The 19,188-nt window shown below is 73.3% G+C and carries 14 protein-coding genes; 3 read left to right on the forward strand and 11 right to left on the reverse strand.

What is annotated here, in order from left to right; translation table 11 throughout:
* Window positions 1–195: 195 nt before the first annotated feature.
* From ACIBEC_RS23165 to ACIBEC_RS23180, 4 genes are all read right to left on the reverse strand, one after another.
* Window positions 196–2,001, reverse strand: coding sequence for a GMC family oxidoreductase (locus ACIBEC_RS23165; RefSeq protein WP_360495119.1), 1,806 nt, complete (start codon window positions 1,999–2,001; stop codon window positions 196–198).
* An 88-nt stretch (window positions 2,002–2,089) separates the two neighbouring features.
* On the reverse strand, window positions 2,090–3,721 hold the full coding sequence (locus tag ACIBEC_RS23170; protein WP_360495117.1) for a succinic semialdehyde dehydrogenase: 1,632 nt from the start codon (window positions 3,719–3,721) through the stop codon (window positions 2,090–2,092).
* A 137-nt stretch (window positions 3,722–3,858) separates the two neighbouring features.
* Window positions 3,859–5,670: a serine/threonine-protein kinase gene (locus ACIBEC_RS23175; RefSeq protein ID WP_360495114.1), complete on the reverse strand. Its 1,812-nt coding sequence runs from the start codon at window positions 5,668–5,670 to the stop codon at window positions 3,859–3,861.
* Window positions 5,671–5,831: 161 nt separating this feature from the next.
* The gene (locus tag ACIBEC_RS23180) at window positions 5,832–6,962 is read right to left on the reverse strand and encodes a hypothetical protein (protein ID WP_360495111.1); all 1,131 of its coding nucleotides are present in this window, start codon (window positions 6,960–6,962) and stop codon (window positions 5,832–5,834) included.
* Between the two features lie 57 nt (window positions 6,963–7,019).
* On the opposite strand from ACIBEC_RS23180, the gene ACIBEC_RS23185 reads away from it, so the two are divergent.
* A complete protein-coding gene (locus tag ACIBEC_RS23185) occupies window positions 7,020–7,565 on the forward strand; it encodes an SHOCT domain-containing protein (protein ID WP_360495108.1) in 546 nt (181 codons plus the stop codon).
* Window positions 7,566–7,607: 42 nt separating this feature from the next.
* Here ACIBEC_RS23185 and ACIBEC_RS23190 read toward each other — a convergent pair whose 3' ends face one another.
* Window positions 7,608–9,608 (reverse strand): protein kinase, encoded by a 2,001-nt coding sequence (locus ACIBEC_RS23190; RefSeq protein WP_360495105.1) that lies wholly within the window; start codon window positions 9,606–9,608, stop codon window positions 7,608–7,610.
* 252 nt (window positions 9,609–9,860) lie between these two features.
* Between ACIBEC_RS23190 and ACIBEC_RS23195 the strand changes: the two genes are divergently transcribed.
* Window positions 9,861–10,424 (forward strand): hypothetical protein, encoded by a 564-nt coding sequence (locus ACIBEC_RS23195; protein WP_360495102.1) that lies wholly within the window; start codon window positions 9,861–9,863, stop codon window positions 10,422–10,424.
* A 103-nt stretch (window positions 10,425–10,527) separates the two neighbouring features.
* Here the strand turns inward: ACIBEC_RS23195 and ACIBEC_RS23200 are convergent, their stop codons facing one another.
* The 4 genes from ACIBEC_RS23200 to ACIBEC_RS23215 all read right to left on the reverse strand — a co-directional run bounded on the left by ACIBEC_RS23200 (window position 10,528) and on the right by ACIBEC_RS23215 (window position 15,291).
* Entirely contained in the window at window positions 10,528–11,652 is a 1,125-nt protein-coding gene (locus ACIBEC_RS23200) for a GuaB3 family IMP dehydrogenase-related protein (RefSeq protein WP_360495099.1), read from the reverse strand.
* Between the two features lie 166 nt (window positions 11,653–11,818).
* Window positions 11,819–13,321, reverse strand: coding sequence for an IMP dehydrogenase (gene guaB / locus ACIBEC_RS23205; RefSeq protein WP_360495096.1), 1,503 nt, complete (start codon window positions 13,319–13,321; stop codon window positions 11,819–11,821).
* A 300-nt stretch (window positions 13,322–13,621) separates the two neighbouring features.
* The gene (locus ACIBEC_RS23210; protein WP_360495093.1) at window positions 13,622–14,347 is read right to left on the reverse strand and encodes a sigma-70 family RNA polymerase sigma factor; all 726 of its coding nucleotides are present in this window, start codon (window positions 14,345–14,347) and stop codon (window positions 13,622–13,624) included.
* A 332-nt stretch (window positions 14,348–14,679) separates the two neighbouring features.
* Entirely contained in the window at window positions 14,680–15,291 is a 612-nt protein-coding gene (locus ACIBEC_RS23215) for a response regulator transcription factor (protein ID WP_014136228.1), read from the reverse strand.
* 562 nt (window positions 15,292–15,853) lie between these two features.
* Between ACIBEC_RS23215 and ACIBEC_RS23220 the strand changes: the two genes are divergently transcribed.
* Window positions 15,854–16,180, forward strand: a complete 327-nt coding sequence (locus ACIBEC_RS23220) for a WhiB family transcriptional regulator (RefSeq protein WP_049654358.1) — start codon at window positions 15,854–15,856, stop codon at window positions 16,178–16,180.
* A gap of 97 nt (window positions 16,181–16,277) precedes the next feature.
* Here the strand turns inward: ACIBEC_RS23220 and ACIBEC_RS23225 are convergent, their stop codons facing one another.
* Entirely contained in the window at window positions 16,278–17,276 is a 999-nt protein-coding gene (locus tag ACIBEC_RS23225) for a LysR family transcriptional regulator (RefSeq protein WP_360495091.1), read from the reverse strand.
* Window positions 17,277–17,548: 272 nt separating this feature from the next.
* A complete protein-coding gene (groL, locus tag ACIBEC_RS23230; protein ID WP_360495088.1) occupies window positions 17,549–19,180 on the reverse strand; it encodes a chaperonin GroEL in 1,632 nt (543 codons plus the stop codon).
* Between the last annotated feature and the right edge of the window lie 8 nt (window positions 19,181–19,188).

Genomic DNA, 19,188 nt, shown 5'->3' on the forward strand with positions numbered 1-19,188 from the left:
AAGCGGCCGCCCGCACGAGCCGCACGCCGACGCCCCCTCCACCGAAGTCGCGCCGCACGATGCGCAGTTGGCCATGGACCGGTTCCCCCCGCTCGACGAGTCCCTGGGTTGCCCCAAGGAGCCCGTTTATCCCATCGGACCCGAACGGATGTCAACCGGGAACAAGGGCAGGCGGGTTGGGGGGTCGGACCGGCTTCAGCCGCGCTTCCCGGGAACCTCCGGGACGGGCAGCAGCGGCAGTCGCAGCGCGCCGAACGCGCTCTCCGGCACGGCCGGCCGCACCGGCGCCACCGGAGTGACCCGCCGGTACGCCTGGTCCTGCGCCGGGCGCCGGTCCGCCTCGCCCTTGTTCGGCCACATCGACAGGGCGCGCTCGGCCTGCGCGGTGATGGTGAGCGAGGGGTTGACGCCGAGGTTGGCGGAGACGGCCGCGCCGTCCACCACGCTGATCCCCGGGTATCCGTACAGCCGGTGGTACGGGTCGACCACGCCGGTCTCGGGGGCGTCGCCGATCGGGCAGCCGCCGAGGAAGTGCGCGGTCATCGGGATGTCGAAGATCTCGCCGACGGTGCTGCCCGCGAAGCCGTTGATCTCGTCGGCCAGCGCCTGGGCGCCCTTTTCGGCGGCGGGGATCCAGGTCGGGTTGGGCTCGCCGTGGCCCTGGCCGGAGGTGAGCCGGGGCTTGCCGAGCGGGCCCTTCTTCAGCGAGACGGTGATCGAGTTGTCCAGCGACTGCATCACCAGGCCGATGATCGTCTTCTCGGACCAGCCGCGCTGGTTCATCGAGCGGGCGAAGGTCACCGGGTGGCGCACCGAGTTACCCAGGTAGCGCAGCCAGCGCGGGACCGCTCCGCCACCCTTGACCTGGGCGATCGACAGCGCGCCCATCGCGTTGGAGCCCTTGCCGTAGCGGACCGGCTCGATGTGGGTGTTGGCGTCCGGGTGGATCGAGGAGGTGATCGCGACGCCCTTGGTGAAGTCCGCCTTGGTGCCGTAGCGCCGGTCGGTGGTCTGCGCGCCCACCAGGGCCTCGGAGTTGGTGCGGGTCAGCTCGCCGAGCCGGGCGGAGATCCGGGGCAGGTGCCCGGCGTCCCGCATCCGGTGCAGCAGCGACTGGGTGCCGTAGGTGCCGGCCGCGACGACCACCCGGGCGGCGGTGATGGTCCGCGCGCCCGCCTTCACCCGGTCCGTCTTCGAGCGCGAGTCGGTGCGGCGCACGTCCACGGCGAAACCGTGGTTCCCGTCGGCACCGGGGAGCTCGCGGATCCGGGCCACCGTGGTGAGCGGGTGGATCTCCGCGCCGCCCCGCTCCGCAAGGTAGAGGTAGTTCTCGGTGAGCATGTTCTTGGCGCCGTGCCGGCAGCCGGTCATGCACTCGCCGCACTCCACGCAGGCCTTGCGGGCCGGGCCGGCGCCGCCGAAGTACGGGTCGGCGACCTCGTCGCCGGGCGCCGCCTTGGCCGTGCCGTCGGTGTCCTTGCCGTCGCCGAAGAACACCCCGACCGGTGCCATGTGGAAGGTGTCGCCGACGCCCATCCGCTCGGCGGCCGCCTTGAGGTGGACGTCGGAGGGGGTGACGGTCGGGTTGAGCCGGACCCCGAGCATCCGCTGCGCCTGGTCGTAGAACGGCGCCAACTCCTCCTGCCAGTCGGTGATGTGGCGCCACTGGCGGTCCTCGAAGAAGGCCTTCGGCGGCACGTACAGGGTGTTGGCGTAGTTCAGCGAGCCGCCGCCGACCCCGGCGCCGGCCAGGATCAGCACGTTGGCGAGCAGGTGGATCCGCTGGATGCCGTACAGCCCGAGCTGCGGAGCCCACAGGTAGTTCGGCAGGTCCCAGGAGTTCCTGGGCAGTTCGTCCCGGTCGAAGCGCCGTCCGGCCTCCAGGACGGCGACCCGGTAGCCCTTCTCGGTCAGCCGCAGCGCCGCAACCGATCCGCCGAAGCCGGATCCGACCACGACCACGTCGTAGTCGAACTCCGTCGCACCGCCGGACTCCACCATCTGCCACCGCTCCTTCGCCGGGATGAACATGCCTGTGGGAACCGCGAGTCGGGCCCGCACGACCGCGGGGCCCGGCTGTCGCGGGGGCCTACCTGAAGCGCAGCGCCTTGAGCGCGCGCAGCCCGCCGGTCATCACGGCGGCGAACTGCTTGTCGTCCAGGCCGAACGAGGGCGCGATCGGCATCAACCGCTGGGTCGCGATGGTCTGCGCCTCGGTGAAGCGCAGGATGCCCTCGGCGCCGTGCCGGCGGCCCAGCCCGGAGTCGCCCATGCCGCCCATCGGGGAGGCGACCGAGCCGTACGCGGCCGCGTAGGCCTCGTTGACGTTGACCGTCCCGGTGCGCAGCCGGGCCGCGACCGTCCGGCCGCGCCGCCGGTCCCTGGTCCAGACGCTGGAGTTCAGGCCGTACGGCGTGGAGTTGGCGGCGGCCACCGCCTCGTCCTCGGTGTCGAAGCGGTAGACGGAGACGACCGGGCCGAAGGTCTCCTCGGCACAGACCGCCAGGTCCGGGGTGACGCCGTCGAGGATGGTCGGCTCGAAGAAGAACGGGCCGAGGTCCGGCCGGGCGCGGCCGCCGGCCACCACGGTGACGCCCGCCTTGACCGCCTCCTCCACGTGCCGGGTGGTGGTCTCCAGCTGGCGGACGGAGACCAGCGAGCCCATGTCCGCGCCGTACGCGAGGCCGCCGCCGAGGCGCAGCGCCCGGGTGCGGGCGGCGAAGCGCTCCAGGAACTCGTCGGCCACCGAGCGGTGCACCAGCAGCCGCTCGATCGAGATGCACAGCTGCCCGGCGGAGGAGAAGCAGGCCCGTACGGCGCCCGCGGCGGCGGCGTCGAGGTCGGCGTCGGAGAGCACCAGCATGGCGTTCTTGCCGCCGAGTTCGAGCGAGGCACCGACCAGCCGGGCGGCGGCGCGCTGGGCCACGTCGCGGCCGGTGCGGGTGGAGCCGGTGAAGGAGACGTAGTCGGCGTGCTCCACCACGGCGGGGCCGATCACCGGCCCGTCGCCGATCACGACCTGCCACAGGTCGCCCGGCAGCCCGGCCTCGACCAGCAGCTCGCGGGCCCACAGCGCGGTCAGCGCGGTCTGCGTGTCGGGCTTGTTGACCACGGCGTTGCCGGCCACGAAGGCGGGCAGGGCGTCGCCGATGGACAGCTCCAGCGGGTAGTTCCAGGGCGAGATGTGGCCGATCACGCCCTTGGGGCGGCGGGCCTCGACCGCGTGGGTGAGCACCGGCAGCGCGCCACCGTGCCGCTTGTCCTTGAGGTACGTGTGCGCGGCGCGCCCGTAGTGCCGGGCGGCCATGGCGACGGCCAGCACCTCCTCGAAGGCGTGCAGTCGGGCCTTGCCGGTCTCCGCCTGGATCAGGTCCAGCACCTCGTCCTGCCGCTTGAGCAGCAGGTCGTGGAAGCGCAGCAGGACGGCGGCGCGGCGGCGCACCGGCAGCGCGGCCCAGGCCGGCTGGGCGCGGCGGGCCAGCTGGAAGGCGACCTCGACGTCGGCCGGGGTGGACTGAGGCAGGCCGGCCAGCCGCTCGCCGGTCAGCGGGGCGACGGTGTCCACCAGGTCGGGCTCGCCGGCGGCGGTGACGCCGGCGGCCAGCCGGTCGACCAGGGAGCGCGGGACGGCCGCTGCGACGGTCCGGCCGCCGCCGGGGGCCGCCGGGTTGCCGGCGCCGGGGTGTTCGGTGGCCACTGCATCTGCTGTGAGGTCCGACATACGGCGCAGCCTAGGCCTTCGGGGGCCGGTCCGGTACCCGTGGGTAACAAGAATCTGCCGCAGTCGGGCGAAAGCGGACGCTCCGACCGTCGAAGCCTTCCGGCCGTCGAAGCGTTCCGACCGTGGGCGCCGTCGGCTCAGCGGGTCGGCGCGAAGTAGTGGAGCACCGCGTTGAAGCGCTGCTCGGCCTCGTTCCACTCGTTGCCCCGCTCCGGGCTGGACGAGTAGATCGCGTAGCTGGTGCCGTCGTCGTCGATGAACTCGGCCTCGATCGCCCGCCGCCGGCCGCCGCCCTGGGCGGCGTAGCTGAACTCCCAGACGGCCGCCTCGTGGCCGTTGACCGCGACGCTGGTCATCTTGTGCTGCTTGTAGTCCTTCAGGGACTTGGAGACGGAGCTCTCCATCTGCCGCATGTGCTCCAGCGGCTTGACCGACTGCCCGACGGTGACGGCGAACTGCAGGTAGTGCGTCTTGTTGTCGGGGCTGTAGTAGATCTGGTTGTCGGACGCGGCGGTGCGCTGCCAGGCCGGGGTGCCCGAGGGCAGCGGGAAGCGGAAGCCGGCCGGGTCGTCGACCCAGTGGTAGCCGTCGGGCGCCGCGCTCGGGGGGCTGGCGTCGCTGCTGGGCTCCGGTCCGGTCGACTCGACCGGACCGGTCGGCGTCGGGTCGTCGGAGCCGCCGCCCACCACGTGCTGGGTGGCGAGGAAGGTCCCCGCGGCCGCCAGCAGGCCGACGGCCACCGCGATGGCGACGATCTTCGCGGTGCTGCGGCGCTTGGCCGGGCCGCGCGCGGGCGTGACGGAGTGCGGTACCGGCGCGACGGGCGCGGTGTGCGCCTGCCCGGCGGCCACCCCGCCCCCGGAGGTGTCCTGGACGGCGGGGGCCGCGACGCCGGAGGCCGCGACGGCAGCGACTGGGGCGGCTGCGGCGGGGTCACCGGCAGACGCCCGCGGCTCGGTCGGCCCCTCGGAGCCCACGGAACCCTCGGAGCCCTCGGTGCTCCCGTCCGGGGCCTCCGCGGCCTCCGCCCGGTGCTCTCTGCGGTCCACCACCGGTACCGACTGGGTGGGCAGCCGCACCGGCGCGACGGCCTTGAAGCCCATCGTGTGCCCGGCCTGCACCTCGGCCAGCATCCGGGCCACCTCGTCCGCGGTCGGCCGGTCGGCCGGGTCCTTGGCCATCAGCGCGGCCAGTACCGGCCCCAGCGGACCGGCGCGGCGCGACTCCGGCAGCGGCTCGTCGACCACCGCGGCCAGCGTGCTGATCGGCGAGTCCCGGCGGAACGGCGACTGGCCCTCGACCGCCGCGTACAGCGTGGCCCCGAGGCCCCACAGGTCGGAGGCCGGGCCGGGCCGCTCGCCCTGGGCGCGCTCCGGCGCCAGGTAGTCCGGCGAGCCGACCAGGTCGCCCGGCCGGGTCAGCTCGGTCGAGCCCTCGTACTTCGCGATGCCGAAGTCCAGCAGCACCACCCGCCCGGTGCCGCGCTCCAGCAGCACGTTGGCCGGCTTCACGTCCCGGTGCAGCACGCCCAGCTGGTGGCCGCGGTGCAGGGCGGCGAGCACCTGGCTGCCGACCTCGGCGGCGGCGCGCGGCTGCAGGGTGCCGTCCTGGCTGATCACGTCGGCCAGCGAGCGGCCGTCGACCAGCTCCATCACGATCCACGGCCGGCCGTCCTGCTCCAGCACGTCGTGCACGGTGATCACACCGGGGTGCTTGATCCGCGCGGCCGCGCTGGCCTCGCGCTTCATCCGGGTGTGCAGGATCTGCAGGTCCTCCTCGGGCAGGTGGTTGACGGTCAGCTCCTTGACCGCGACCTCCCGGTCGAGCATCCGGTCCCAGGCCCGCCAGACGGTGCCCATGCCGCCCCGGCCGAGCCGCTCGCCGAGCTCGTACCGCCCGGCCAGCAACCGCTCCGCCTCGGCCGCCTCCGGCCGGTCCTGCACGCCCATCCGCGACCGCTCCCCCACACATTCCGCCTGCCGTCACCGCGACGGATGGCCTGGTGCAGACCACTGTTCGAACAAATCCCACGCACACATTAGGCGTACGGTGCCGCCCTCGGTAATCACGCCCACCTCCCGGACCAGCGGCGCCGGATCCGCCCGGGCCGTCAGCCTGCGAACAGCACCACGGCGACCATTCCCAGCGCCAGCAGGACAAAGACGCCCCCCACCAGCAGCGGACCCAGGAGGGAGGGGGGTATCCGCGGCGGTTTCACCCCGCCACCGGGCCCGTTACCGGCGCCGTCGCCCGCCCCGGCCTTCCCGGAACCCCCGGCGTTTCCACCCCGTCGGCCGACCCGGGCGCCCCGGCGCGGCCGCACCGGCACCAGCGGCGCCTCCGGCTTCAGCGTCACCGCCCGCGCCACCCGCTCCTCGTCCACCGGCTCCGGCGCGCCCGCCAGCAGCTCCACCAGCTCGCGCCACACCGCCTCCGCGGTCGGCCGCAGCACCGGGTCGGGCTGCAGCAGCCGCTCGACCAGCGGCCCCAGCGGCCCGCAGACCGCCGAGTGCTCGCGCCGTCCGTCCCGTACGGCCGTCACCAGCTCCGGCACGCCGCCCTCCGGGTACGGCGAGCGGCCGGTGACCAGCCGGTGCACCAGCACCCCGAGCGCCCAGCAGTCGCCCGCCGGGCCGCCGTCCAGCGGCCAGCGCTCCGCCACCGGGCCGACCAGGGTGGCCCGTACGTCGTACCGGCGCCGTCCGCCCGGCCCGCCGAGCTCCTCGGCCAGCGCCTCCTCCGCCACCCCGGCGAGCAGTCCGCCGAGCATCGCCGCACCGTCCTCGCAGAGCAGCACCGACTCGGCGGTCAGGTTGCCGTGCGTGAGCCCGGCCCCGTGCAGCGCCCGCAGCGCGCCGGCCAGGTCCGCCGCCAACTCGGCCGCCCGGTACGGCGGGACCGGCCCGCCGACCAGCAGTTCGGCCGCCGTCAGCCCGGCCGGCCGCTCCTCCGCCGTCCACAACAGCTCGCCCTCGACGAAGGCCCCGACCCCGCGCAGCAGCCGCGGGTGCGCGGCCGGCGCGGCCGAGCCGACCGCCGCCACCCGCCGTACCAGCCGGTCCGCCTGGGCGGGTGCCACGCCCTCCGGGTCCTGACCGGCGGTCAGCAGCGCAGGCAGCTCCAGGGCACGAAGCAACACCGATTCGCCGGTCCGCTCGTCCACCGCCTGGGCGCGGAAAGGTTCGGGACGGTCCGTCAGCCGGTACCGTCCCGCCAGCAACTGCCCGGGGCCGCCTCGCATGCCAGTTCCTCTCGCTCACCGAGCAGCCTACTGAGCGGCTCCTTTACGCTCGGTCCCATGGACTGGACCGATCTGATCGACACCGCCTTCAAGGTGACGGGAAACAACAACCAGGCGAACCGGGCGGAGGCCGTCCGCACGGTCGAGGGGACGGTCATCGACGGCGAGAAGCCGGTCGCCTCCACCGCCGGGCGCCACCCCGACCACTTCCGCAAGGGGGTGCTCGTGCTGACCACCCATCGGTTGCTCTTCCTGAAAGACGGGAAGCCGCCGGTACCGGTTCCGCTCACCGCCGTCACCGACGCCACCGTGACCCGCACCAAGCTCAACGGCGAGGTGCTGACGGTCGTCGCGTTGACCGGCTCGCACCGCTTCGAGGACGTGGTCAAGGCCGACGTCTTCGCCGAGCAGGTACGGGAGTCCGCCCGGCTCGCCCGCACCGCCCCGCCGGCCGCGCCCGCCGCCGCCGCACCGACGGACCCTGCCGCGCTCGGCGAGGGCGAGCAACTCGTCGACCGGCTGGAGCGGTTGGCCGCCCTGCACGCCTCCGGGGCGCTCACCGAGGACGAGTTCACCCGGGCCAAGCAGCGCCTGATCGGCTGAACCCGTCCCCGCTGAACCCGTCCCCCGTGGGCCCAGCCCTCGCTACGGCGCGGGCTGGAAACTGCCGAAGACGACGTCCCGGACCGGGGCCTGCGCGGACCACTCCGCGTCCGGGACGATCCAGTAGATCGAGTAGCCGTACTTGGCCGGAGTCCCGGTCACGAAGCCGCGGTTGAGCGAGTGCGTCTTGGGCGTGCCGCTGGTCCACTCCCAGTCCGCGGCGTTGGTCCACTGCCGGTAGGAGATCGCGGACAGGTTCAGCCGCTGGTAGTTGCTGACCTGGCCGCGCAGGCCGGGCTCGGACTCCTGCCAGTCGGCGACGGCGCTGGCGCCCGGCGAGGTCGTCCACTCGATCCGCAGCTGGCTGCCGTCGGCCGCGTTCTTGAAGATCCTCCGGTTGGCGTCCGAGCTGCTCGGCTGCAGCCAGTCCGGCAGCACGACCGAGAAGCCGCTCGGGTCCTTGTACTCGTGGTACCCGGCCGGCACCGCGCCGCCCGGTGCGGGCTGCGCCGGGGTCTGGGCGGGCACCGGGGGCTGCGCGGGAGCCGCGGGCGTGGTGGCGGCGGGCGTGGTGGCGGGCTGCGCGGGCACGGGAGCGGCGGGCGTGGTGGCGTCCGCGCCCGGCGTCCCGGGGGCGGTGCCGGCGGGCACCGGCTCCGGCGCGGGCGGCGTGGCGCTCGGCGTGGCGTCCGTGGTCGCCGCCCCCGGCGTGGTGGCGCCCGCGCTGTGGGTGGCCGCGCCCTTCGTGTCGCCGGTGCCGCCACCGAGGGCCTGGACCACCGCGACCACTCCCGCGATCAGCAGCAGCACCACGACCACGGTGGCGATGGCCAGCCGTCGCCGGCCGGTGCGCGGGTTCGCCCCGGCGGCCTGCGTCGCGCCCAAGGTCCATTCGCTGGTCACCGGCCGGATCGGCTCGGGCGTCGGCTCCTCCGCCGCCGCCGTGACGGGCTCCGCCACGGCGGCTGCGGGCGGCTCCTCGTCCCGGGCCCGGCTGCCCACCCGGACCGTCCCCAGCAGCCCGCCCACGGTCCGCTTCCGGCCGTCCTCGGGCCTCTTCGGCTCCGGCTCCGGCTCCGACTGCGGCTTAGTCTCCGCCGGCGGCTTCGCCTCGGGCTTGGCCTTGGACTCGGACTCGGCCTTCGACTCCGGCGCGGCGGCCGGCTTCTCCATCGGCATCGCGTGCTCGGTGGTCGACTCGGCCCTCACGGTCGCGTCCGCGACCACCCGCTTGAGCATCGACCGGGTCTGCGAGGCGTCCAGCCGATCGGCCGGGTCCTTCTCCAGCAGCCCCTCGATCACCGGCCGCAGCGCCCCGGCGTTCACCGGCGTGACCAGGTCCTCGGTCATCACCGCGGTCAGCGTGGCCAGTGCCGAGCCGCGGTCGTACGGCGGCCGCCCCTCGACCATCGCGTACAGCGTGCCGCCCAGCGACCACAGGTCGGCCGGCGGCCCGGGCTTCTGCCCGCGAGCCCGCTCCGGGGATATGTACGAGGGCGCGCCGACCAGCATGCCGGTGGAGGTGACCGAGGCGTCTCCCTCCACGCTGGCGATGCCGAAGTCGGTCAGCACGACCCGGCCGTCCTCGCCGATCAGCACGTTGGAGGGCTTCACGTCCCGGTGCAGGATGCCCAGCGCGTGCGCGGCGATCAGCACGCCCAGCACGTCGAGCGCGATCTCGGCGGCCCGGCCGGGCGCGAGCGGCCCGTCCTCGCGGATGACGTCGGCCAGCGAGCGGGACTCGACCAGCTCCATGACGATCCACGGCCGGTCGTCCTCGTCGACCACGTCGAAGACGGTGACCGCCGAGGTGTGCCGGATCCGGGCGGTCGCCTTGGCCTCGCGCAGCGTCCGGACGATCAGCCGGTGCTTCTCCTCCTCCTCGACGCTGGCGTTCATCCGCAGTTCCTTGACCGCGACGGTCCGGCCGAGCATCTCGTCCTCGGCGCGCCAGACAGTGCCCATGCCGCCGCGTCCGAGCACGCCGTTCAGGCGGTAGCGGCCGGCCAGGAGGCGGCCGGTGGAACCCTTCGCCTGGGTCATTCGGAACGTTCCCCCATGTGCTGCTGGCGGTCGTGGTGACGGCGCGTCGGACCGGCCGGGCCCGAACGCCCAAGCCTCCATCATCCCCTGTCCCGGGGTCCCAGGACCACCCGCCCCCCGCTCCAAGCTGGGACGAACCGGAACGGGTGCGGCGCTCCGTGCCCGATCTGTGATCGAAAACTCGCCAAGATCCGTTCGATTCACTGCTACCGTTCGGCAGCTCATCGTCTTTTCCGGGGGGATTCGACGCCCATGACCGCACCCGCACCGGGCACTGACGGCCCCTCGGCCCGGCCGCGCACCGCCCAGCACTACTCGGTCGCACCCCCTCCGGCCTCCCCCGACGGCTACGTGGCGCCCGGCATGCCCGGCGCCCCGGTGACCGGTTACGACCCGGTCACCCCCGCGCCCCGGACCACCCCCCGCCGCCGCACCGCCCTGGCCGTGGCCCTCGCCGTCCTCGCCATGCTGCTCGGCGGCCTGGCCTACGGCTGCGCCCCGCTGCGGGCCGCGGACAGCCTCGGCTGGCTGGCCATCGCCCCGGCCGGCCTGGTCGCCCTCCCGCTCGGTCTACTCGGTGGCCGGAACCGGCTGCTCCCGCCGCTCGGCGCCCTCCTCGCGGCCGGCGCGCTCCTCCTCGGCCAGCTGACCGAACACCTCCGCCGGGTGCACGCCGACGGCCCCGGCCCGCGAGGGCTCCTGTACGACACCCTGACGACCTGGCGTGCCGACCTCCGCCCGCTCGACGCCGCCTTCTACGCCATCGCCCTCGTCGGCGGCTTCCTCCTCACCCGCCGCACCGCCGACCGCGGCTGACCCCCACGGACGACAGCCGCCCCCCGGCCCCCGGACAGCCCGAAGGCCCCCGCCCGACTCCTGGAACCCAGGGAGTCGGCGGGGGCCTTCGTCGGGACGCGACTCAGCGGTCGAGCGCCGGGGTGACCGTCACCTCGACCCGCTGGAACTCCTTGAGCTCCGTGTAGCCGGTGGTGGCCATCGCGCGGCGCAGCGCACCGAACAGGTTCATGGTGCCGTCCGGGGTGTGCGACGGACCGGTGAGGATCTCCTCGGTGGTGCCGACCGTGCCGAGGTCCACCCGCTTGCCGCGCGGCAGCTCCTCGTGGACGGCCTCCATGCCCCAGTGGAAGCCCTTGCCCGGGGCGTCGGTGGCGCGGGCCAGCGCGGCACCGATCATCACGGCGTCGGCGCCGCAGGCGACGGCCTTCGGGATGTCGCCGCTGTAGCCGACGCCGCCGTCCGCGATCACGTGCACGTAGCGGCCGCCGGACTCGTCCATGTAGTCGCGGCGGGCGGCGGCCACGTCGGCGACGGCGGTGGCCATCGGCACCTGGATGCCGAGCACGTTGCGGGTGGTGTGGGCGGCACCGCCACCGAAGCCGACCAGCACGCCGGCCGCGCCGGTCCGCATCAGGTGCAGGGCCGCGGTGTACGTGGCGCAGCCGCCGACGATCACCGGGACGTCCAGCTCGTAGATGAACTGCTTGAGGTTGAGCGGCTCGGCGCCGCTGGAGACGTGCTCGGCCGAGACGGTGGTGCCGCGGATGACGAAGACGTCGACGCCGGCGTCCACCACGGCCTTGGAGAACTCGGCGGTGCGCTGCGGCGAGAGCGCGGCGGCGGTGACCACGCCGGAGTCGCGGACCTCCTGGATCCGCTGCTTGATCAGCTCGGCGCGGATGGGCGCGGCGTAGACCTCCTGCAGCCGGCGGGTCGCGGTGGACGCGTCGGTGATCGAGGCGATCTCGTCCAGCAGCGGCTGCGGGTCCTCGTAGCGGGTCCAGAGGCCCTCGAGGTTCAGCACGCCCAGGCCGCCGAGGCGGCCGATGGCGATGGCCTGCTGCGGCGAGACCACGCTGTCCATCGGGGCCGCCAGGAACGGCAGCTCGAAGCGGTAGGCGTCGATCTGCCAGGCGATCGAGACCTCCTTCGGGTCCCGGGTACGGCGGCTGGGGACGACGGCGATGTCGTCGAAGGCGTACGCCCGGCGGCCGCGCTTGCCTCGCCCGATCTCGATCTCAGTCACTTCGAGCCCTTCTGCTGTGTTGCTCATGCCCGCCGGGTCACCCCGGCCGCACCCAGTATCCCGTACTACCGGCGGCCCCGCCCCGACGGCCCGTTCCCCGGACGGGCGAGGGCCCGCCGCTGCGGTGCAGCGGCGGGCCCTCGGTGGTTCGTGCCGTACGGACCGGTCAGCGGGTGGAGTAGTTCGGCGCCTCGACGGTCATCTGGATGTCGTGCGGGTGGCTCTCCTTGAGGCCCGCCGAGGTGATCCGGACGAAGCGGCCCTTGCTCTCCATCTCGGCGATGGTGCCGGCGCCGACGTAGCCCATGGTCTGGCGCAGACCGCCGACCAGCTGGTGCAGGACGGCCGACAGCGGGCCGCGGTACTGCACCTGGCCCTCGATGCCCTCGGGGACGAGCTTGTCGTCCGAGGCCACCTCGGCCTGGAAGTAGCGGTCCTTGGAGTAGGAGCGGCCCTGGCCGCGGGACTGCATGGCGCCCAGCGAGCCCATGCCGCGGTAGGACTTGAACTGCTTGCCGTTGATGAACAGCAGCTCGCCCGGGGACTCCTCGCAGCCGGCCAGCAGCGAGCCGAGCATGACGGTGTCGGCACCGGCGGCCAGCGCCTTGCCGATGTCGCCGGAGTACTGCAGGCCACCGTCGCCGATGACCGGCACGCCGGCCGCCCGGCAGGCCAGCGCGGCCTCGTAGATGGCGGTGATCTGCGGGACGCCGATGCCGGCGACCACGCGGGTGGTGCAGATGGAGCCGGGGCCGACGCCGACCTTGACGCCGTCCACGCCGGCGTCGATCAGCGCCTGGGCGCCGTCGCGGGTGGCGACGTTGCCGCCGACCACGTCGACCCCGACGGCCGACTTGATCTTCGCGATCCAGGCCAGCGCGTTGTGGCTGTGGCCGTGCGAGGTGTCCACCACGAGGAAGTCCACGCCGGCCTCGACCAGGGCCTGGGCCCGGTCGAACGCCTCGGCGCTGGCGCCGACGGCGGCGCCGACCAGCAGCCGGCCCTCGGCGTCCTTGGCGGCGTTCGGGTACTGCTCGGCCTTGACGAAGTCCTTGACGGTGATCAGGCCCTTGATCCGGCCCTCGTCGTCGACCAGCGGCAGCTTCTCGATCTTGTGGCGGCGCAGCAGTGCCATCGCGTCGACGCCGGAGATGCCGACCTTGCCGGTGATCAGCGGCATCGGGGTCATGATCTCGCGGACCTGGCGGCTGCGATCGGACTCGAAGGCCATGTCGCGGTTGGTGACGATGCCGAGCAGCTTGCCCGCCTCGTCGGCGATCGGCACGCCGGAGATGCGGAACTTGGCGCACAGCGCGTCGGCCTCGGCCAGCGTGGTGTCCGGGCCGACCGTGATCGGGTCGGTGACCATGCCGGACTCGGAGCGCTTCACCAGGTCGACCTGGTTGGCCTGGTCCTCGACCGACAGGTTGCGGTGCAGCACGCCGACGCCGCCCTGGCGCGCCATCGCGATGGCCATCCGCGCCTCGGTGACCTTGTCCATCGCCGCGGAGAGCAGCGGGATGTTGACGCGGACGTTCCGGGAGACCCGCGAGGACGTGTCCACCTGGTTCGGCAGCACCTCGGAGGCCCCGGGCAGCAGCAGGACGTCATCGAACGTGAGCCCGAGCATGGCGAACTTCTCGGGTACGCCTGCGGCGTTGTAAGACATTTGGGGGGTACCTTCCGTGGCCGGCCTTATCCGCTCACGCCCTGAGGGTGGGGGCGCATTCATCGCTCACTCGCGCAGACCGCCGAAGCCGGGTGCAATGGGAGGATCCTCCAAGGGGACCCCGCGCGCACCCGTGAAACTTTGGCAACCCGCCCAGGCGCCGATACCCCATGGTACTGGCACCGCGAATGTGTCCTCGTGTGCCCTTGACAACAACCCCGCCCCGTTGCTTGCCCCAACCCCAGCCGACAGCCCCAGCCGACACCTGCCCCAGTGGCCAGCCGACGGGAACGGCCGAGGTCAGGAGGACTCCTCCGCGAGCGCCCGCAGCCGGCTGAGCGCCCGGTGCTGGGCCACCCGGACGGCCCCCGGCGACATGCCGAGCACCTCGCCGGTCTCCTCCGCCGACAGCCCGGCGGCCACCCGCAGCAGCACCAGCTCGCGCTGACGGGCCGGAAGGTTGGACAGCAGCTCCTTCGCCCAGGCGGCGTCGCTGCTCAGCAGCGCCTGCTCCTCCGGGCCGAGCGCCTCGTCCGGCACCTCCGGCAGGTCGTCCTGCGGGACGACGGTCGAACCGGGCCCGCGCATCGCGGCCCGCTGCAGGTCGGCGATCTTGTGGGCGGCGATGCCGTACACGAAGGCCTCGAACGGCCGCCCCTGGTCCTTGTACCGGGGCAGCGCGCAGAGCACGGCGACGCAGACCTCCTGCGCGACGTCGTCCACGTGGTGCCGGGCCCCGCCGGGCAGCCGGACCAGCCTGGCGCGGCAGTACCGCAGCGCCAGCGGGTGGACATAGGCGAGCAGGGCGTCGATCGCCGGCCCCTCGCCGCGCACGGCGGCCGCGACCAGCTCGCCCACCAGCGGCGAGCTGCCCGTACCGAGCACCGGCGGGCGGCGTGGTCCGACGTCGGCACCGGAACCGCCCGGGCCGTCGGAATCGGCGTACGACGGATCGTGACCCGGGCCGGAGGGCTCGGCCTCCACCGGGTCCGCCTGGCCGGACGCACCGGCGACGTCGTCGCGCATCGGTCCATGGTGCCTGGTCGAGCGGGAAAACGCGGCACCGCGTCCGGAGTTGTGCACCGGAACGTTATGCGCTGCGGCACCGTAGGGCGTGCCGCGCACCACCGGCCCCTCCTGCACCGTGCCGCCTCCCGCCCCGCCGTCGGTGGTTCCGTCCGTCGCGCCGTCCGCCGAGTGTCCTGCGGCTGCGTGGTTCGCCACAGTGCCTGTCCGCTGGTCCCCGAGGTGCTCCACTCCTCCATGGTGCAACCTCGGGACCGTAACGTCACACGCCCGTGCGGCATCCGCCCCGGGGATCACCGGTGGCGCGCCGCACCCGGCGGCGCCGCCGGTGGTCAGCGGACCAGGCCCCAGCGGAAACCCAGCGCCACCGCGTGCGCGCGGTCGGAGGCCCCGAGCTTCTTGAACAGCCGTCGGGCGTGCGTCTTGACGGTGTCCTCGGACAGGAACAGCTCGCGCCCGATCTCGGCGTTGCTGCGGCCGTGGCTCATGCCCTCCAGCACCTGGATCTCACGCGCCGTCAAGGTCGGCGCGGCACCCATGTCGGGGCTGCGCAGCCGGCGCGGGGCGAGCCGCCAGGTCGGGTCGGCGAGGGCCTGGGTGACGGTGGCCCGCAGCTCGGCGCGCGAGGCGTCCTTGTGCAGGTACCCGCGGGCGCCCGCGGCCACCGCGAGCGCGACACCGTCGAGGTCCTCGGCGACGGTGAGCATGATGATCCGCGCGCCCGGGTCGGCGGACAGCAGTCGCCGGACCGTCTCGACCCCGCCGAGGCCGGGCATCCGGACGTCCATCAGAACGAGATCGGAGCGGTCGGCCACCCAGCGGCGGAGGACCTCCTCCCCGTTCGTCGCGGTGGTGACCCGGTCCACACCGGGTACGGTCGCGACCGCGCGGCGAAGCGCCTCGCGGGCGAGCGGGGAATCGTCGCAAACGAGAACGGAAGTCATGACTGTCGTCCTCCGCAGCTGATCCGCGTCACGTTGAGCCTCCTGGCTGGTACGAACCTCTCCGACACGGCCGATCGGCGGCAGACTCCGTGCTGATCGCCCCAACTTGCCCGCGATCGTTCCCGATGTCCGACGCCCGCTAACCGCCTCCGCACTTCCAACGACCGTCACTCGAATGAGTTACGGCCTTCAGGGTCATCTCCACCACTGTACGTGGCCGACTCGTTACCGATCAGCCGCATCGCGGTGCACACGCCGCACTTTTCCGCAGCTCGCGCGCGGTGGGCGTGCGACCCGCACACCGATTCGGTGCGTCGCGCGCCCGTCGGCCACCCGATTGCCACGCCCACGCCCGCCGAAGGCCCTTGCCCACTTTGCCCGTTTTTATAGCTTTCGTATGGTCATTGACTGTTGTGCCAGTGTGTGGGTGACTTGTCCATGGAGTCGCCTTAAGTCATATTTCCAGGTGTCCACACCAGCGCATCGAAGCCCCGCCGTACCGCTCGGCAGCAGCCCGCCGAGTTCCCGGCCTGCGGCCGACGGCCTCTGAAGGGAATGAGCCATGGCAGATTTCTCCCGCCTCCCCGGTCCCAATGCGGACCTCTGGGACTGGCAGCTCTCCGCAGCCTGCCGTGGCGTGGACAGCTCGCTCTTCTTCCACCCGGAGGGCGAGCGCGGGGCCGCGCGCAGTTCGCGCGAGGCCAGCGCCAAGGAGGTCTGCATGCGCTGCCCGGTGATCGCCGAATGCGCGGCGCACGCGCTGGCGGTCCGCGAACCGTACGGCGTCTGGGGCGGGATGACCGAGGACGAGCGCGAGGAGATGCTGGGACGCTCGCGGCACCGGCTGGTGGAGGTCCCACTGGCCCCGCCGGCGGTCGCGCAGCGCTAGACCCGCCTCCACGACGCGCCGTGAAGAAACGTTTCTTCGCGGCGCCTCAGCCCGCTCACAGTCGGTACGGGACCTACGGGAGTCCCGTCACCCCCCGTCAGCGGGCGCCCGCCGCCCCGGCCAGCCGCTCCAGCATCAAGGCCACAGCCGGCACCTCGGCCAGGTCCGGCAGGGTCAGCGCGACCACCCGGCGAACCGCCGGCGCCCCCGAAGCCGTCCGCACCGGCACCGTCGACACGCCGTCAGGGCGCACCGACTGCAGCGCCAGCCGGGGCAGCACCGCCACCCCCAGCCCGGCCGCCACCAGGCCGACCACCGCCGGGTAGTCGTCCGTCGCGAAGTCGATCCGGGGCTCGAATCCGGCCCCCGCGCAGAGCTCCACCAGGTGCCCCCGGCACTGCGGGCAGCCGGCGATCCACTGCTCCCCCGCCAGCTCGGCCAGCTCCACCGGCCCGCCCCGCCCGGCCAGCGGGTGGGCGGCGGGCAGCAGGCCCACCAGCGGGTCGTCCAGCAGCGGGGTGACCACCAGATCGGACCAGTCGGTCCCGGCCGACAGCTGCTGGGCCTCCAGGTTGGCCTCGGCCCGCGCCTCGCGGGGCGTGCTGTGCGCGGACACCGGCAGCGCGGCAGCGCCGTCGGACTGCGGGTAGCGGAAGGCCAGCGCGATCTCGCACTCGCCGCCGCGCAGCATCGCCAGCGACTCCGGCGGCTCCGCCTCGACCAGCGACACGCGCACCCCCGGATGGCCGTCCCGCAGCCGGGCTACGGCGGGCGGCACCAGGGTGGAACTCGCGGTCGGGAAGGAGACCAGTCGCACCCGACCGGCCCGCAGTCCGGCGATCGCGGCCACCTCCTCCTCGGCGGCGGAGAGCCCCGCCAGGATCCCGGTGGCATGCTTGAGCAGGACCCGCCCGGCCTCGCTGAGCTGCATGCCGCGGCCCGAGCGGACCACCAGCGGGGTGTCCACGGACTTCTCCAGGGCCTTCATCTGCTGACTGATGGCAGGCTGCGTACACCCCAGCTCACGGGCGGCGGCGGAGAAGGAGCCGGTGCGGGCGACGGCACGCAGGACGCGCAGATGGCGGGCCTCGATCATGCCTTAGTTATAAGGTAATCTTTGCGTTCTGCAAAATTCTACTGATGATTGAAGCCTCAAGCCGCGCCGCCCCGAGCGGCGTCACGGGCGAGCGGGCGAGCGGGCGAGTAACCGCCCCGAGCCGAAGGGGCGCGCCGGTGCCGAAAGGGAGAAGCGAGGGAGCGCCGACCGTGTCAGAGCGCCCCGGAGGCGAGCGGGCGAGCAAGCGCCGGAGGCCCGGCCCGACACCCCTCGCGGGGTGCGGACCGGGCCTCCGGTCAGTGGTTCGGGCCTCAGTGCGAGTGGCCGTGACCGTGGGAGTGGCCGTGACCGTTGTCGGCCTCCTCCTCCTTCTTCTCCACCACGAGGGTCTCGGTGGTGAGCAGCAGGGAGGCGATCGAGGCGGCGTTCTCCAGGGCGGAGCGGGTGACCTTGACCGGGTCGATGACGCCGGCCTTCAGCAGGTCGCCGTACTCGCCGGTGGCCGCGTTGTAGCCGTGGCCGGTCTCCAGCTCGGCGACCTTGTGGGTGATGACGTAGCCCTCGAGGCCGGCGTTCTGGGCGATCCAGCGCAGCGGCTCGTGCAGCGCCTTGCGGACGACCGCGACACCGGTCGCCTCGTCACCCGACAGGCCCAGGCCACCGTCCAGCACCTTGGCGGCGTGGACCAGGGAGGCGCCACCGCCGGCGACGATGCCCTCCTCGACCGCGGCACGGGTCGCCGAGATGGCGTCCTCCAGGCGGTGCTTGCGCTCCTTCAGCTCCACCTCGGTGGCGGCGCCGACCTTGATGACGCAGACGCCGCCGGCCAGCTTGGCCAGGCGCTCCTGCAGCTTCTCGCGGTCCCAGTCGGAGTCGGTGGCGGCGATCTCACCCTTGATCTGGGCGACGCGGCCGGCCACGGCCTCGGTGTCACCGGCACCGTCGACGACGGTGGTCTCGTCCTTGGTGATGGTCACGCGGCGGGCGGTGCCCAGCACGTCCAGGCCGACCTGGTCGAGCTTGAGGCCGACCTCCTCGGAGATGACCGTGCCGCCGGTCAGGGTGGCCAGGTCGCCGAGGATCGCCTTGCGGCGGTCGCCGAAGCCCGGGGCCTTGACGGCGACGGCGTTGAAGGTGCCACGGATCTTGTTCACGACCAGGGTCGACAGCGCCTCGCCGTCGACGTCCTCGGCGATGATCAGCAGCGGCTTGGTGGCACCGCCCTGCAGGATCTTCTCCAGCAGCGGCAGCAGCTCCTGGATGGAGGAGATCTTGCCCTGGTTGATCAGGATGTACGGGTCCTCCAGGACCGCCTCCTGCCGCTCCGCGTCGGTGACGAAGTACGGCGACAGGTAGCCCTTGTCGAACTGCATGCCTTCGGTGAAGTCCAGCTCCACGCCAAAGGTGTTCGACTCCTCGACGGTGATGACACCGTCCTTGCCGACCTTGTCGATCGCCTCGGCGATCAGCTCGCCGACCTGGGTGTCCTGCGCGGAGAGGGACGCGACGGCGGCGACGTCGTCCTTGCCCTCGATCTCGCGGGCGATGGAGAGCAGGTGCTCGGAGACGGCGGCGACGGCCTTGTCGATGCCCTTCTTCAGGGCGGCGGGGCCGGCACCGGCGGCGACGTTGCGCAGACCCTCGTTGACCAGGGCCTGGGCCAGCACGGTGGCGGTGGTGGTGCCGTCACCCGCGACGTCGTTGGTCTTGGTGGCGACCTCCTTGACGAGCTGCGCGCCAAGGTTCTCGTACGGGTCGTCCAGCTCGACCTCGCGGGCGATGGTGACACCGTCGTTGGTGATGGTCGGGGCGCCGAACTTCTTGTCGATGACGACGTTGCGGCCCTTGGGGCCGATGGTCACCTTGACGGTGTCGGCCAGCTTGTTGACACCGCGCTCCAGCGAGCGGCGGGCGTCCTCGTCGAACTGCAGGATCTTCGCCATGTTCCCTA

This window comes from Kitasatospora sp. NPDC051164 (assembly GCF_044455625.1).
In the GTDB taxonomy this organism is placed as follows: domain Bacteria; phylum Actinomycetota; class Actinomycetes; order Streptomycetales; family Streptomycetaceae; genus Kitasatospora.

Excerpts from the sequence above, each read along its gene's own strand:
- ACIBEC_RS23225 (WP_360495091.1), bottom strand. The coding sequence starts at position 17,276 with ATGATCGAGGCCCGCCATCTGCGCGTCCTGCGTGCCGTCGCCCGCACC.
- groL (WP_360495088.1), bottom strand. The coding sequence starts at position 19,180 with ATGGCGAAGATCCTGCAGTTCGACGAGGACGCCCGCCGCTCGCTGGAG.
- ACIBEC_RS23165 (WP_360495119.1), bottom strand. The coding sequence starts at position 2,001 with ATGGTGGAGTCCGGCGGTGCGACGGAGTTCGACTACGACGTGGTCGTG.
- ACIBEC_RS23190 (WP_360495105.1), bottom strand. The coding sequence starts at position 9,608 with ATGACCCAGGCGAAGGGTTCCACCGGCCGCCTCCTGGCCGGCCGCTAC.
- ACIBEC_RS23215 (WP_014136228.1), bottom strand. The coding sequence starts at position 15,291 with ATGACTTCCGTTCTCGTTTGCGACGATTCCCCGCTCGCCCGCGAGGCG.
- guaB (WP_360495096.1), bottom strand. The coding sequence starts at position 13,321 with ATGTCTTACAACGCCGCAGGCGTACCCGAGAAGTTCGCCATGCTCGGG.
- ACIBEC_RS23210 (WP_360495093.1), bottom strand. The coding sequence starts at position 14,347 with ATGCGCGACGACGTCGCCGGTGCGTCCGGCCAGGCGGACCCGGTGGAG.
- ACIBEC_RS23220 (WP_049654358.1), top strand. The coding sequence starts at position 15,854 with ATGGCAGATTTCTCCCGCCTCCCCGGTCCCAATGCGGACCTCTGGGAC.
- ACIBEC_RS23185 (WP_360495108.1), top strand. The coding sequence starts at position 7,020 with ATGGACTGGACCGATCTGATCGACACCGCCTTCAAGGTGACGGGAAAC.
- ACIBEC_RS23170 (WP_360495117.1), bottom strand. The coding sequence starts at position 3,721 with ATGTCGGACCTCACAGCAGATGCAGTGGCCACCGAACACCCCGGCGCC.
- ACIBEC_RS23180 (WP_360495111.1), bottom strand. The coding sequence starts at position 6,962 with ATGCGAGGCGGCCCCGGGCAGTTGCTGGCGGGACGGTACCGGCTGACG.
- ACIBEC_RS23175 (WP_360495114.1), bottom strand. The coding sequence starts at position 5,670 with ATGGGCGTGCAGGACCGGCCGGAGGCGGCCGAGGCGGAGCGGTTGCTG.
- ACIBEC_RS23195 (WP_360495102.1), top strand. The coding sequence starts at position 9,861 with ATGACCGCACCCGCACCGGGCACTGACGGCCCCTCGGCCCGGCCGCGC.